General features: G+C 61.1%; 12 protein-coding genes. 1 reads left to right on the top strand and 11 read right to left on the bottom strand.

Going from position 1 to position 13934, the window contains the following annotated elements:
* Positions 1-74: 74 nt before the first annotated feature.
* The 11 genes from AKU79_RS15585 to AKU79_RS15635 all read right to left on the bottom strand — a co-directional run bounded on the left by AKU79_RS15585 (position 75) and on the right by AKU79_RS15635 (position 12644).
* On the bottom strand, positions 75-770 hold the full coding sequence (locus AKU79_RS15585) for an ABC transporter ATP-binding protein (RefSeq protein ID WP_050524497.1): 696 nt from the start codon (positions 768-770) through the stop codon (positions 75-77).
* A 3-nt stretch (positions 771-773) separates the two neighbouring features.
* A complete protein-coding gene (locus AKU79_RS15590) occupies positions 774-1481 on the bottom strand; it encodes an ABC transporter ATP-binding protein (protein WP_082224075.1) in 708 nt (235 codons plus the stop codon).
* Positions 1469-2404 carry a branched-chain amino acid ABC transporter permease gene (locus AKU79_RS15595; protein WP_050524498.1) on the bottom strand — a complete coding sequence of 312 codons (936 nt, stop codon included), beginning with the start codon at positions 2402-2404 and terminating at the stop codon, positions 1469-1471. Before AKU79_RS15595 ends, AKU79_RS15590 begins: the two co-directional genes overlap by 13 nt.
* On the bottom strand, positions 2401-3279 hold the full coding sequence (locus AKU79_RS15600) for a branched-chain amino acid ABC transporter permease (RefSeq protein ID WP_050524499.1): 879 nt from the start codon (positions 3277-3279) through the stop codon (positions 2401-2403). The genes AKU79_RS15595 and AKU79_RS15600 overlap by 4 nt, the downstream gene beginning before the upstream one ends.
* Positions 3280-3356: 77 nt before the next feature.
* On the bottom strand, positions 3357-4637 hold the full coding sequence (locus tag AKU79_RS15605) for an ABC transporter substrate-binding protein (protein ID WP_050524500.1): 1281 nt from the start codon (positions 4635-4637) through the stop codon (positions 3357-3359).
* An 84-nt stretch (positions 4638-4721) separates the two neighbouring features.
* The gene (locus tag AKU79_RS15610; protein ID WP_050524501.1) at positions 4722-6107 is read right to left on the bottom strand and encodes a hypothetical protein; all 1386 of its coding nucleotides are present in this window, start codon (positions 6105-6107) and stop codon (positions 4722-4724) included.
* A complete protein-coding gene (locus tag AKU79_RS15615; protein WP_050524502.1) occupies positions 6107-6688 on the bottom strand; it encodes an amino acid synthesis family protein in 582 nt (193 codons plus the stop codon). Before AKU79_RS15615 ends, AKU79_RS15610 begins: the two co-directional genes overlap by 1 nt.
* The gene (locus AKU79_RS15620) at positions 6681-7553 is read right to left on the bottom strand and encodes a UPF0280 family protein (protein ID WP_156209818.1); all 873 of its coding nucleotides are present in this window, start codon (positions 7551-7553) and stop codon (positions 6681-6683) included. Before AKU79_RS15620 ends, AKU79_RS15615 begins: the two co-directional genes overlap by 8 nt.
* A 30-nt stretch (positions 7554-7583) precedes the next feature.
* Complete coding sequence (locus AKU79_RS15625; RefSeq protein WP_050524503.1) at positions 7584-9023, bottom strand: hypothetical protein; 1440 nt, start codon at positions 9021-9023, stop codon at positions 7584-7586.
* A gap of 97 nt (positions 9024-9120) precedes the next feature.
* On the bottom strand, positions 9121-11796 hold the full coding sequence (locus tag AKU79_RS15630) for a molybdopterin-dependent oxidoreductase (protein ID WP_050524504.1): 2676 nt from the start codon (positions 11794-11796) through the stop codon (positions 9121-9123).
* Positions 11793-12644 carry an FAD binding domain-containing protein gene (locus AKU79_RS15635; protein ID WP_050524847.1) on the bottom strand — a complete coding sequence of 284 codons (852 nt, stop codon included), beginning with the start codon at positions 12642-12644 and terminating at the stop codon, positions 11793-11795. Before AKU79_RS15635 ends, AKU79_RS15630 begins: the two co-directional genes overlap by 4 nt.
* Positions 12645-12903: 259 nt before the next feature.
* Between AKU79_RS15635 and AKU79_RS15640 the strand changes: the two genes are divergently transcribed.
* Positions 12904-13932, top strand: a complete 1029-nt coding sequence (locus AKU79_RS15640) for an ABC transporter substrate-binding protein (RefSeq protein ID WP_050524505.1) — start codon at positions 12904-12906, stop codon at positions 13930-13932.
* The last annotated feature ends 2 nt before the right edge of the window (positions 13933-13934 follow it).

Genomic DNA, 13934 nt, shown 5'->3' on the forward strand with positions numbered 1-13934 from the left:
GGCAAGGCTGGGGGGCTGACTGCCCCCCAGACCCCCCGTGGATATTTATGCCGAAAAGAAAGCGGGGGTGCATTTTAGATACCTACATAGGTTTGGAATTGCGGGGTGGCGGGTGTGAGGTTTGTGTTTTCCAGTGTCTCGGCCACGGTGCCATTGCTGACGAATGCGATTTGATTGGCCATGCTGAGGACTGCATCAACCCGTTGCTCGACAAGGATGGTGGCGACGCCTGTGGCTTTCAGGGTGAGCAACGTCTCGCGGATCAGGGTGATCATTGAGGGTTGCAGGCCTTCGGTTGGTTCATCCAGCAGCAGGACCGCCGGTTCGAGGCAGAGCGCGCGGGCGATGGCGAGCATTTGTTGCTCGCCGCCCGAGAGGGTGGAAGAGCGTTGTGCAAGCCTTTCGCGCAGGCGGGGGAAAAGCGACAGCACGTAGTCGCGGGTTTTTGCGGTTTTGTGGCGGGTCATCAGGCCGATTTCGATATTTTGCGCGACGGTCAGTTCGCCAAACAGGCGGCGGCCCTGAGGAACATAGCCGATGCCGTGGCGCGGAACCTCATGCGCGGGGAGGCCGTGTAAGGGGGTGTTGTTCAAGGTGATGCTGCCTGCCTGCGCCTGCACCTGACCCATGATCGTGCGCAGCATGGTGGTTTTACCGGCGCCGTTGCGGCCCATAACGCAGGTGACTTGCCCCGGTTTGGCGGTCAGTGACAGGTTGCGCAGCACTTGAACATTGCCATAGCCTGCGTTGATGGCTTTGAGTTCCAGCAATTTCTAACCCCCCAGATAGGCGGTTTGCACCGCTTTATTGGCGCGGATTTCGGCAGGGGTTCCGGTCGCCAGCTTTTCGCCAAAGTTCAGCACGGTAATCTGGTCGGCAAGGTCCATCACCACATCCATGTTATGTTCGATCAGCAGGACAGTGGTTTGGGGGGTGACGGCGCGGATCAGGGCCTTGAAAGCCTCAATTTCGGAATTGGCGAGGCCTTGGGTCGGTTCATCCAAAATCAGAAGTTTGGGGTTCATCGACAGGCCCATCGCGATTTCCAGCAGGCGTTGGTGACCATAGGCCAGCGTGCCTGCGGTTTGGTCGGCCATTTTGTCGAGGCCGACGCGGGCAAGGGCGGCCATAGTGTCGGTTTTCAGGTGTTTGCTGCCTTTGCGTTGAATTGCCAGTGCGACGTTATCAAACACAGGCAAATTAGCGTAGATCGAGGTGATTTGGAACGTGTAGGCGATGCCGCGCGCGACGCGGCTATGGGCGGGCAGGCGCGTGATGTCGGCGCCGTCAAACTGAATGGTCCCTGCGCTGGGCGTGATGCGGCCTGACAGCAGGCTGACAAAGGTGGTTTTGCCCGCGCCATTCGGGCCGATGAGGGCGTGAATCTGGCCGGCAGTCAGGTCGAAATCGACGTTCTCAACCGCTTTGATGCCATCGTAATGCTTGGTTAATCCGCGTGCAAACAGGATTATGGCAGCCATTTCACCGCCCTTTCGCGCAGGGTGCCAAGGATGCCTTTGGGCGCGAACAGCACCAGCACCAACAGCGCCGCGCCGACGACAAACAAATGTGCCGTGGTATAGCCGGAGGAGATGTCGATGAGGTAAAACATGATAAGCGCGCCAAGGAATGGCCCCAGCGTGGTGCCTGCCCCCCCTAGCAGGACATAAAGCAGCGGCAGGATAGAGTATTGGATCGTGGCAAAGCTGGCCCCGACATAGCCGAACAGCACCCCATAGGCCGCACCCGCAGCGCCCGCGTAAAGGCCCGAGATGACCAAAGCGATCAGTTTTACGCGAAACGGGTTATAGCCGAGCATGCGCGAGCGTTGCTCATTTTCGCGCATGGCGATCATCGACCGGCCGAGGCGCGAGCGGGTGAGCATCAGGTTGATAAGAAGCGCGATGGCAAAGAGCGTGAGGGCGGCAAAATAACGGGGTGTATCGGCCGAAAGATCCAAGCTGCCGATAGCGCGGGCGGCGCGGTTGATGACGATGCCTTCGTCGCCGCGCGTATAGGTACCGAAATACAGGATGGTCAGATAGCCGGTTTGGGCGAACATCAAAGTGACGATCATAAAGCTGACGCCGCTGGTCCGCAGAGCCAAAACACCGGTTGCCGCTGCGATTGCGCCGCCTGCGATCAGGCCGAGCAGCAGGGCAGGTGCAGCGGATAGGCCTGCAAGCTCTATCCCGAGGCCGGTTGCATAGAGCCCCGCCGCGAAAAACAACGCGTGGCCAAGCGAGAGCAGCCCCGTATAGCCAAAGGCGATGTTATAGCCCATTGCAAACACCGCCAGCACCATGATGCGGGCGATGTTGGTCTGGTGATAGGATGGCAGCAGGTATTGCGCGGCAAACAGCGCTGCGATTACGCCAAGGTGGAGGGCAAGCGCGCGCGTCATTGCTTTACCCCGAACAGGCCTTGGGGGCGGAATACCAGCACCATTGCGACCAAAAGGGTGGCAAGGATTTTCGCCAATGTGGGCGAGAAAAACACCGAGATCACGCCATCGGACAGTCCGATGACCAGTGCCGCCAGCAACGTGCCGCGCAAGCTCCCCAATCCGCCGATGATCACGACGATAAAAGACAGCAGCAGCGGGTCATGCCCCATCAGGTAATGGGCTTGTTGAATTGGCACGATCAACACCGCCGCCACCGCCGCCAGCCCGGCGCCCAGCGCAAAAACGGCAGCATAGACCCGATCTACATTGATACCAAAGGCGCGGGCTGTGGTGCGATCAAGCTGCGTCGCGCGCATGATCAGGCCTGCGCGGGTTCGGGTCATCAACAGCCAAACCGCCAGCAAAATCACAATCGCTGCGACCACGACCGCGATTTTATAGCCGGAATAACCGAACCACGGCAGCTGAATACGCAGGTCAAACGGTGCCTCAACCGGCCGCGCATCAGGGCCATAAAACGTCAGCGCGGCTTGCTGGAAAATGTAACTCAGCCCGATGGTCGCCACGATCGTCGCTTCGGGGTCATAGTTCAACCGCTTCAGGATCAGCGTGTCCGACAGCGCCGCAACCCCGCCGACCAGCAGCGGGCAAATCACCAAAGCCGCGGCAAATCCTACTGCCGGTGGTCCCGGCATGTAATGCGTCACAAACCATGCAATCACCGCGCCGAGCATGAAAAACTCGCCATGCGCGACATTGACAACCCGCATCACCCCAAACACCAGCGACAGCCCCACGGCGGTCAACGCCAGAACGGCGGCCATGACAGTGCCTTCCATCAGGGCCAGCAGCAAGAAAGGGCCGAAATCCATTCAGACGTACCTGTATTTCATCTTGGAAAAAATACCTCGGGGGTCAGGGGGCAGCGCCCCCTGCCTGTTTCGGTCCCTTAGAACGACATCGCTGTGTAATCTGTGTCGTTCTCGTACATGGTTTCCTCGATGCTGGTCCGGTACACCCGCACCAATTTGCCGCCTTCTACTTTTGAGATATTTTGGTGACCAAAGACCTGGTGCATCTTGGCGTTAAAGACCTTATCGCCCTGCGGATGCGCCGCGCTTTCGGGCATTGTGGTCATAGCCTCGATCGCCTCTACCAGTTTCTGGCGGTCGGCGACGCCTTGATATCCCGCCGCTTCCATCCCGGCCTTTAGTATGAACAGCGTTTCCCAGCACGAAAACATATGGGCATAGGTAGAGATGTCCTTGGCATCCGAAACCGATGCGCCATTGTCATCCACACCGACGGCCATGCGGTAAAAGGCCTCATTCTCGCTGGCATCGGCCTGTTTTACGCGGCAATTGCCTTCCCAGAAATGGGTTCCTTCCAGAAACTCCAGGCCCGGCGAGGCGGTATCAACGGCTTCCAGGCTGTCGATGAAACCAAAGATCTCGGGGCGTGCGCCGGTGCCGTAAAACTCGCCCAGCTCTTTCACAAAGGTCAGAACGGCAGGGCCGACCATGACGTGGTAAAGCACCTCGGTTTCCTTGGGGATTTGCGGCAGGTAGCGGGTAAAGCTGGTTTCGGTTGGCGGAATGGCGATGTGCTTGATGACCTCACCGCCCTGCGCCTGAATTGCCGCTGTGAAATAATCGCGGTGGTCATGGCCAAAGGCGTAATCGGGGAACACCATCGTGACCTTTTTGCCCAAATTATTCGCAACCCAAGGCGCCATGGATGAAACCTGCGCGCGTACATCGGTAATGCCGGGCTGCATGGTCCAACGGTTCAACATGCCACTGGCGACGTGATAGCCTTCGGAGCAGACAAGATAGGGCACTTTCAGCTCGCCCGCGCGGGGGGCCGAGCCGATGACGACATGGGAAAACAACGGCCCAAAGATTGCGTCACAGCCAGCCTGGCTGGCCAGTTTCTCGACCACTTCGGCACCGCGTTTCGGGTCGGTGCCATCATCCTCGAATATCACCTCTACCGGGCGGCCATTGATGCCACCCTGATCATTCACCACTTTCAACGCGGCCTGCGTTGTGCGTTCATACCAGCGGCCATAGGCGGCGCCGATACCGGTGCGGTGCAATTGAAACCCCAGCTTGATCGGGGCCGAACTTTGCGCCTGTACAAAACCGGGCAGCGCAAGCGCCGAGGCGGTGGCGGCCATACCCTTTAGCAGGCCGCGGCGAGAGGGGGTCATTCCGATCAATCTTGTCATGTCACAGTCCTTGCTGCTGGAGGTGGCCATCCTGATCAGGCCTTGGGGAAAGAATGAACGTTTACAAACGGCTTGTCTATTGCTTTAGCCGCTGGGCGATGCCAGCAGCCATAGGCCCAGCACTGTATAGCCCACCATCAGCGCCGTCAGGGGAAAATGCACCCGCGCTTGCACCCCTGCAGGCGTAAGGCGCAAGGCAAGGATGACCGCAAGGATATGCGCACCAAGGATAAGGGCGAATTGGGTATTCCAGATCAGGGTCATCATTCCCTGATCCGTCAAGAACCCCATTGAGATATAAAAGGGTGGCAGGCCCAGATAGGCATCGCCCTGAAACAGCGGGTCATTCAGGGCGAAAATCATGTATTGGCCAGCGGTTAGCAGGGTCGTCAGGTAATGCGCCGCGTGATAGCCTGCCGCGATGGCCAAAAATGACAGCATCACCGGCATCAGGTTTGGCCTCGCCTTGTGCGGCACAGGCCCACCTGCCATGGCAAGTGCGGGTTGGCGTTGCAACATCGGCCCTGCGTGTAGTGCCGCCATGATTGTTGCGGCCGTCAGCCCCCAAGTGGCGATCAGGCCAAGGCTGTTCACCCCGATTACCGCCGACCGCCCTGTAAACTCCAACGGGTTTTCCCCGATCAGGCCCATATACCAGAAAGTTTCGCGCAGCCCGTCAAATGTAAGGCCCGCCAGTGCCAGCGTGACAAAGGCGATGGCGCTGGGCGAAAGCGCTGGCATGATCAGGATTTGTGTGCCGGGCCAGCCGAGTTTCAGCGTGGCGCGGCTGCCTTTCATATCTAACCAAAATGGTGCGATTTTAGAGATGAACCCGAAATAGACGGTCAGAAATTCACCCTCTTGCAGCCAATCCTCGCCTTCGGCCACGCCCAGCGCATAGATCGCGGTCCAATAGGTTGCGGTGGCGATGGCAAGGGTTTGCGGGTCGTCGGGTGACATGGAAACGATGTAGAACCAGAAAAACCCGAACAGCCCCGCCACCGCAGGCAGATGCCCAAAGCGCGCCAGCCCGATGTTGCCGGTGCGGCCCAGCATCTGGCGGGTCAGGCGGATCGGCGCTGTCCACGGGTTGATCGCGTGCCAAAGGTTGCCAAACAGCGTGCAGCCCATCGGCAAGGCAACCCAGATCACCGTCCAGATTGTCAGGGTCAGCAGGTTGTGCATCGGGTCGCGCGCGCCCAGAAACCCGATAAGGATAAGGCCCAGCAGCACGATCCACGCCGCATAGCTGGTGGCGGTCACAGGCAGCAATATTGGGCGTGTAAACAGGCTGCGCGCGGTCATGCGCGGCAGCAGGCGTGGCGAGGTGGCCAGCAATCCGGTCACGGCCACGGTGATTGCTGCGCCCAGCATGTAATAGTCGGTCGGCAGAGTCATGATGATCGATGGCGGCAAGGCGCAGGCGAGTGCGACACCCGGCGTCAGGCATATTATCGCCGCCAGTCGCATCAGCGCAACCCGTCCTCGCCCTTTACATCCCATGCCTCTAGCCCGCCCATGCGCGAATGCACCCGCCCGCCGCGTGCCATGGCAAGGATAAAGGCGATCTCATCGTTGCGCGGCGCATCGGGGACGCCAAGTGTCATGGCATCGAAATGGCTGCGCACATAGGCGGCGTTGATATGGCCCAAAGGCACGTCAAGCGTGGCGGCCATCGGGCCAACCTTCATCGCCGATGGCACAATTGCCTTGCTGGTGCCAAGCCGTTCGCGCATCGCATAACCGCCTGGCACGTGCCACAGCGCGCCATGTTCAATCTCGCCCCCCGCGCCGACAATCGCGCCTTTGCCATAGGCATCAATTCCGTCGCGCCCGCCCATCGCCGCGATCAGGCGGTCGGTCAGCAGCAGGCCAAGCGGTTTCAGCGCCTCCATCGCGGGTTGCAGATCGGGGGCATAGCGGCCGGCAAAGGGGTTTTTGACCACGGCGATGATGGCCCCGCGTTGGTGCGGTGTTGTGGCGGGTGGGCCGCCTTCGTGTTGGGTGTCTTCAACAAACAGCAGGGTTTTTCGCAAGGCGAAATCATACATGGTCGGGGTCCTTTACAAGGCTAAGCGTGCCAAGGGTACGGGTTTCAGAATGCAGGAAAAGTGCAGTGCCGGCAATAAGCCCTTGGGCGGCATAGGCGCGGGCGGCGGTTTCGCCTGCGCTCAGGGCTTGTGAAATGCCGGCTTGGGTCAAAGGGCCCACGCCTGTTGTCACCAAAATATCACCAAGGTCGCTATCGGCCTGTAAGGCGCGCGCCGGGCGGCGGGTTATGGCGGGGTGGTCTGGCAGATCAACCGCATTGGCGATCATCGTCGCAGCGGCGTCGGCCATTGCGGCGGTGCGGGCCACAACCGTCACGCTATCGGCAATGCCGCGCGAAAGGCTGCGCCCGCCGCGCCCTGATGTGGCAATGCCTCGGGGCGCTTGGTCGTGGTGCAAAACCAATCTGGCCCCGCCTGCCATCGCCGCCGTCAGGCTTTGGCCCGGCGCAAGGTGAACCGCAATATCGCCGCCGTTGTTCACATAGGCGCGAGTCAACGCCAGATCATTGCACATCGCGGCCAGCACCGCATCGGCGACGGCACCGGCTACGGCGGCCATAGGTGTAATGAAGGCGGGACGAAACGGGGCCACGGCTGCGGCCATGGCTTGTGCAATCGGGCCTTGTAAAGCCTTTGGCGCCGGGCTGCGCAATGCGGGCAATTCGGCGACCAGTTCCTCAAGTACATGCGCAAACCGGTCCATCGCTTGGCGATAGGCCTGCGCCACGTCCCGCCCCTCGGCCCATAGCACCAGATCGATCGGCCCATGATTCAGGTGCAAACGGTTGCCCGAAAGAGGCGTGATCTGCGGCCCGCCCACCTTATTGCCACCGGTTGGCACAATAACCCTGCGCCCTGATTTCATCTTGGTACAAATACCTACTATCCCGCCCTGTCATTTAAGCGGTGCCTTTTGCGGAATAAGACGCGCTGCAGTCGGGTATTCGCCGCCATCCCGCAGCATGTCAGGCAGGGTCTTTATCGCGCCCGCATGCCCGCCCAGCGCAAGATATTCGGCGCGGGGCAAGGTGAACTCTAGCGGTGCCACCAGTGCGGGGGTGGGCACATAGCCAAATGCGCCTGCGGGCAGTAGCGTGACATCAACCATAAAGGTAATCCCGCCGCCGGGCCACACATAGCATTCTGCCCCGCCCGAGGTGAGGCGGGTTTGTCGTGCCTGCACAGACCGCGTCAGGCGCACGGGGTTTTGCGTTACCCCCGCGCGAAGCGAGCCGCCAGCGCCCCCCATGAACAGCACTGTGCACAGCGACGGCTCGCAGTTTTCGTCAATCAGTTTGACTGAAGGCATAAGCGCGTCGGGGATTTCTTTGGGTTGCGGGGTTAGGGTTTCGTCCAGAATATAATAGGCGAATTCCTCGCCTGTGGTTGAAACCATCAGCAAGCGCAAACCTGCCCGCGCACCCTTTTTGGCATTCCACGGGCCGAGGATTTCCAGAGGGTCATTGATTGACGTACCGCCCCAACCCAAGCCCGGTTCCGACACGCGGAAATAGCGGCCGGGGGTGGACCGGCGGCCAAGGATCTTGATGCCGGTGTCGGGCCAGCCGAGCACCTTGCCGGCCTGATGTTCCGACACAACGCCGGTGATGTGGTCATCAACCACGACCACCTCATCCACCAGCCCCTGCCACTGATCGGCGAACATGCCGATGGTGGCCGAGCCACAGCCCACCCGCATCCGGTTTTCAACGCGGCCATCGACGATGGGTGCGCGGCCCGCCTGCACGGTGACGTGGCTGCCTTGGTCTATCGTCAGCTCTACTGCCTCGCCATTGCACAGCGCCAAAAGGGCGGCGCAGGTGACGCGGCCTTCGGCTTTTTCACCGCCGGTCAGGTGATGTACGCCGCCGAGTGACAGCATTTGGCTGCCATATTCGGCGGTGGTGACATGGCCGATAGCCTCGCCTTGGGCGCGGACGGTTGCGCCCTCGGGGCCGAGAAAGCGGTCGGTATCGATTTTCACTTTGACGCCGCAGTAGGAAAAGATCGCTTCGGTGACGACGGTGACCATATCGGCCCCCTCTACCTCTGACGCGATAATGAAGGGGGCGGGTTTGTAATCGGGGTAGGTGGTGCCAGCGCCGATGCCGGTTACGATTGTATCGGTTGGAAAGGGGTCGCCGTTCCAATCGCGGGCGGCGAAGGGCACGATGCGGCCGCCTTCAGTCAGGGTTTTGGACAAAAGGACGACGGGATCGGTGCGGATGATGCGGCCTGCGTCATTGGCGTAGCGGTCGCAGGCACCGGTTTGGCCGGGGGCGATGTAGCACATGACGGGGCAGGCATCGCAGCGGATTTTCTCGGGTGTGGTCATGGCGATGGGTCTTTGGGTTGGCGGGGGAAAGGGGGCCTTCTGCCCCCTCGGCCTGCGGCCTCACCCCCTGAGGATATTTTTGGATAGATGATGGGGGTCATTTGGTGGCCTTTTGCATGGCAGCAAGGACGCGATGGGGCAGGGCGGGGAGGCGGGTGATCTCGGCCCCGGTGGCGTGGCGAATGGCGTTCAGGATAGCGGGGGCGGTTGGGATGAGGACATGTTCACCGAGGCCCTTGGCGCCGTAAGGGCCGTTTGGATCGGGGACTTCGATCAGGATGCTTTCGATTTCGGGCATGTCGCCGGTGGTGGGGATAAGGTAGTCATGCAGGTTTTCGGTGCGACCGGGGAGGTATTCCTCCATCAGCGCGAGGCCGAGACCCTGGGCAATGCCGCCTTCGATTTGACCGGTGGCGAGCAGGGGGTTGATGGTGCGACCCACGTCATGCGCGGCGGTGATTTTGACCAGTTTGACGGTGCCGAGGTGTCGGTTAACGTCGAGTTCGACCAGTTGCGCGCCAAAGCCGTAGACCGCGTAGGGGGTGCCCTGGCCGTTTTCATCGAGGATCGTAGTTGGAGGGTCGTAGGTTTCCTGGGCCATCAAGGCGTAGCCATGGGCATTGGCTGGCATGGTGTCGAGCGGCAGGGTGGCGGTTTGGCTGCCTTGGCGCGCGGTGAGCGTTTGGCCCGTGAGCGCGAGTGTAGCGGCGTCGCCCATGTTCAGGCGGCGCAGGATTTCGGCGCGCAAGCTTCTGCCGGCAGCATGGGCAGCGCGGCCAGTGACATAGGTTTGGCGGCTGGCCGAGGTTTTGCCGCCATCGGGTGTCAGAAAGGTATCGGGGCCGATCAGGTGGAATTGCGCGACGGGCAGGCCCAGCGCATCGGCGGCGATCTGGGTGATGACGGTGTTGGACCCTTGGCCGATATCGGTGGCGCCTTGGTGCAGGGTTAGCGCACCTTGCGGCGTGATGCCGAGGCGGATGGTCGAGGGGTTGGGCAGGCCGGTATTGCCGCAGCCGTACCAGCATGAGGCGATGCCCACACCGCGACCGGGCTTTAGGTTGGCATGCGCGTTTTGCCAGTGGGGGCGCAGCGCAGTCAGGCATTCATGGATGCCTGCGGCGTGCAGCGTTTGGCCGGTCGCAGTGGTTTGGCCATTGCGAATGGCATTCAGCAAGCGAAATTCGAGGCGGTCCATGCCGATCTGATCGGCGAGTTTGTCATAAATGATTTCTTGCCAGATTGCCGCTTGCGGGACGCCAAAGCCGCGAAAAGCGCCGGCGGTGGGGTTGTTGGTATGCACAGCGCGGGCTGTGGCCGAATAGTTGGGTGTGAAATAAGGGCCGGAGGCATGGACAGGCACGCGGTTGGCGACTGTTGGGCCCCAGCTGGCATAGGCGCCGGTATCAAACACGCCGTCAAATTCCAGCGCCGTGATGCGCCCAGTAGCATCGCAGCCGATGCGGCCTGTCATTTGTGCGGGGTGGCGCTTGGTGGTTGAGGCCATGCTTTCGGCGCGGGTATAGACCATCCGGCAGGGGCGGCCGGTTTTCAGCGTGACCAAGCCGATGAGGGGTTGCAGCGACACGTCGAGCTTGGAGCCAAAGCCACCGCCGACCGCCGAAGGGATGATACGGAGCCGGTCATGCGGCAGGCCAAGGACTGCTGCGGTATCGTCGCGGTCCATGATCGGGGCTTGGGTGCAGGCGCGGATGACGAGGGTGTCGCCGTCCATCCATGCCGCGCCTGCCTCGGGTTCAATATAGGCGTGTTCGACGAAAGCAGTTTCAATCGTGGCGCTGGCGGTATGGGCCGAGGCGGTGAGTGTTGCGGCGGTGTCGCCGCGCCGCACGGTGCCTGTGATCAGCGTATTCTGCGGGCGGTTTTCGTGGATTTGCGGGGCGTTTGCGGCCAGTGCTTCGGTCGGCGTCAGGAGCGGAGTCAGCGGATGCCAAGTGACAGGAAAGGTTGCGAGGTCGGGGGTTGGGATGCCGTCCTCAACAGCGACAAGGGCGATGGCCTCGCCGCGCTGGCGGATGTGGGTTTCGGCAAGCGCGGGTTGATCGGCATATGCGGGGATTGCGCCGAAACGGTTGATGCCGGGGATGTCGTCTGCGGTGAAGACCGTGGCGTTATGGGCTTTGGCCCATGTAGCGGTATCGCCAAGGGTGAAGCGGGCGGAGTGGTGGGGCGAGCGGACCGCGTGGACGATCAGGCCACCGCTTTGCCAGAGGTCGGCGCCGAAGATGTCGCCTGTGGTTTTGGCTGCGCCGTCAAGGCGCGGGATGGATGCGCCAACGGCAGGGCCGGTGATTTGTGGCGCGGGCGCGGGGTTGGTATCGCAGACTGCCGCGATGATCTTGGTGTAGCCGGTGCAGCGGCATAACACGCCACCAAGCGCCTGTTTTGCCTGATCGGGGGTCGGGTTTGGGGTGCTGGTCAAAAGCGCCGAGGCGGCCATCAACATGCCCGGTGTGCAGATGCCGCATTGGGCTGCGCCGTGGCGGTGAAAGGCGGTGCGCAGGCGGGTCAGGGTATCGGTTTCGGCCTCAACAGTCTCTATTCTGCGGCCATCGGCGCGGGCGGCTGGCATCAGGCAGGCGCAGACGGGTGCGCCATCAACCAGCACGGTACAGGCGCCGCAATCGCCGGCATCGCAGCCGACCTTGGTGCCGCGCAGGCCTGCGTTTTCACGCAGCAGGGCTGACAGGCGCAGGCTGGGCGGGGTGTCAAAGCTGGCGGGTTGGCCGTTGAGGGTAAGGCTGATTTTCATGCCAAGGCCTGACAGGTTCGGGTGATTGCGCGGTGCAGCAGCTCGGTCGCGGCGTGGCTGCGATAGGCGGCAGTGGCGCGCAGGTCATCCATCGGGGACAGGGCTGCAGCGACGGCATTTGCATCGACCATCGGCGCGCCGAGGGGTTGGCCGATCAAGGCCGCCTCAACCTGCGCGAGGCGGCGGGCGGTGGCGGAACAGGCACCAACGGCAAGGGCGGCGCTGGTGATCTTGCCGTTTTCGGCTGTAAGGCGGGCGGCGACCATGGCGATGGAAATCACCAGATAGGCCCGTGCGCCGAGTTTGAGGAAATGCGATTGGCCGCCAAGGGCGCTGTTCGGGATAAGGATAGCTGTCAGGATCTCATCCGGCGCACGGGCCGTTTTGCGCGGGCCGAGGATGAAATCGGGCAGGGTAAGGTGGCGGGTGCCATTGGCGCAGGTTAGTTCAACCGACGCATCGACGGCCAGCAAAGGTGGCACACCATCGGCCGCGGGCGAGGCGTTGCACAGGTTGCCGCCAATCGTGCCGACAGTCTGGATTTGCGCGCCGCCAACCTGTGTCGCGGCTTGTTGCAGCGCGTGCAGTGCGGGCGGCAATTTGGCCTGCGCGATTGCGGCCCAAGTGGTGCAGGCGCCGATACGCAGGCCCGCAGGGGTTTGTGTGATGCCCGCCAGTTCGGGCAGGGCCATCAGGTCTATCATATCGCCGGCAAGGCAGGCGCTTTGGGTTGCGGGGTAAAGATCGGTGCCACCGGCAAGCAAGCGCGGGCTATTGCCGCCCAAGCCATTTGCGCGCAGGGCCTGCAAGGCTGCATGAAGCGTGGAGGGGCGCAAATAAGGTGTCATCCATCCTCGTATCTTTGGGGCCGTTTCAGGGGCCTTGCGATGCGTGTCTTTGGACCAGTCTGCTGCCGGAAATGCTGTTGTGTCAACGCAGTTTGCAACGCCAGATTGGCCAGCGGGCAGAGCATGCAAGTGTTGGGCCAGTTGGGCTGGCTGTGCGGGGGCTGTCATTTTTCTGTTACAAAATAAGTTGCAACATACACAAAAGCGTCGCAACCTTGCGTTAGGGGAAGACGAAACACATAACGTCCTGGAGGAAAACATGCGGAAATTTACACTTGCAGCGTCGGTGATGGCGCTGACGACCGGGCTTTCGGCGGGTGGTGCCATGGCTGCTGGAAACCTGAACCTGTACTGTTCGGCGCAAGAAGATTGGTGCCAGTTGATGGCCCGCAGCTTTGAAGAAGCGACGGGAATTAACGTGGATATGACCCGCAAATCCTCGGGCGAAACCTTTGCGCAGGTGAAGGCCGAGGAAGTTAACCCCAAGGGTGATGTTTGGTGGGGCGGCACGGGCGACCCGCATTTGCAGGCCGCCGAGGAAGACCTGACGGAACCCTATGTTTCGCCGATGCGTGACCAGCTGCACCCTTGGGCGATTGCGCAGGCCACTTCGGCAGGCGACAAAACGATTGGCATATACTCCGGCGCGCTGGGCTTTGGCTATAACACCAAGCTGCTGGCCGATGCGGGCCTGACCGCGCCTGCCTGCTGGGAAGACCTGACCAAGCCGGAGTTCAAAGGCAAAGTGCAGATGGCGAACCCCAATTCTTCGGGCACGGCCTATACAACGCTTGCCACGATGGTGCAGTTGTTTGGTGAGGATAAGGGCTTTGATTACATGAAGCGCCTGCATGCCAATATCAACCAATACACCAAGTCAGGTTCGGCCCCGATCAAGGCGGCGGGTACGGGTGAAACCACCGTTGGCATCGTGTTTATGCATGATTCCGTGGCGCAAACGGTTGCCGGTTTTCCGATTGTGACGGTCGCCCCGTGTGAAGGTACGGGCTATGAGATTGGCTCGATGTCGATCATCAAAGGTGCGCGGAATATGGAAGAGGCCAAAAAGTTCTATGACTGGGCTTTGACCGCCGAGGCGCAATCGCTGGCGCTGCAAGTGAACGCGTTTCAGGTGATGTCGAACAAATCGGCGCAATCATCTGACAAGGCGCCGAAATTGGATGCGATCAAGCTGATCGACTATGACTTCAAAAAATACGGTTCGTCTGATGAACGTAAGCGGTTGCTGAAAAAGTGGGATGACGAAGTTTCCACCTTGCCGCAGTAAAC

The organism is Pseudorhodobacter wandonensis (genome assembly GCF_001202035.1).
GTDB classification, from domain to species: Bacteria; Pseudomonadota; Alphaproteobacteria; order Rhodobacterales; family Rhodobacteraceae; genus Pseudorhodobacter; species Pseudorhodobacter wandonensis.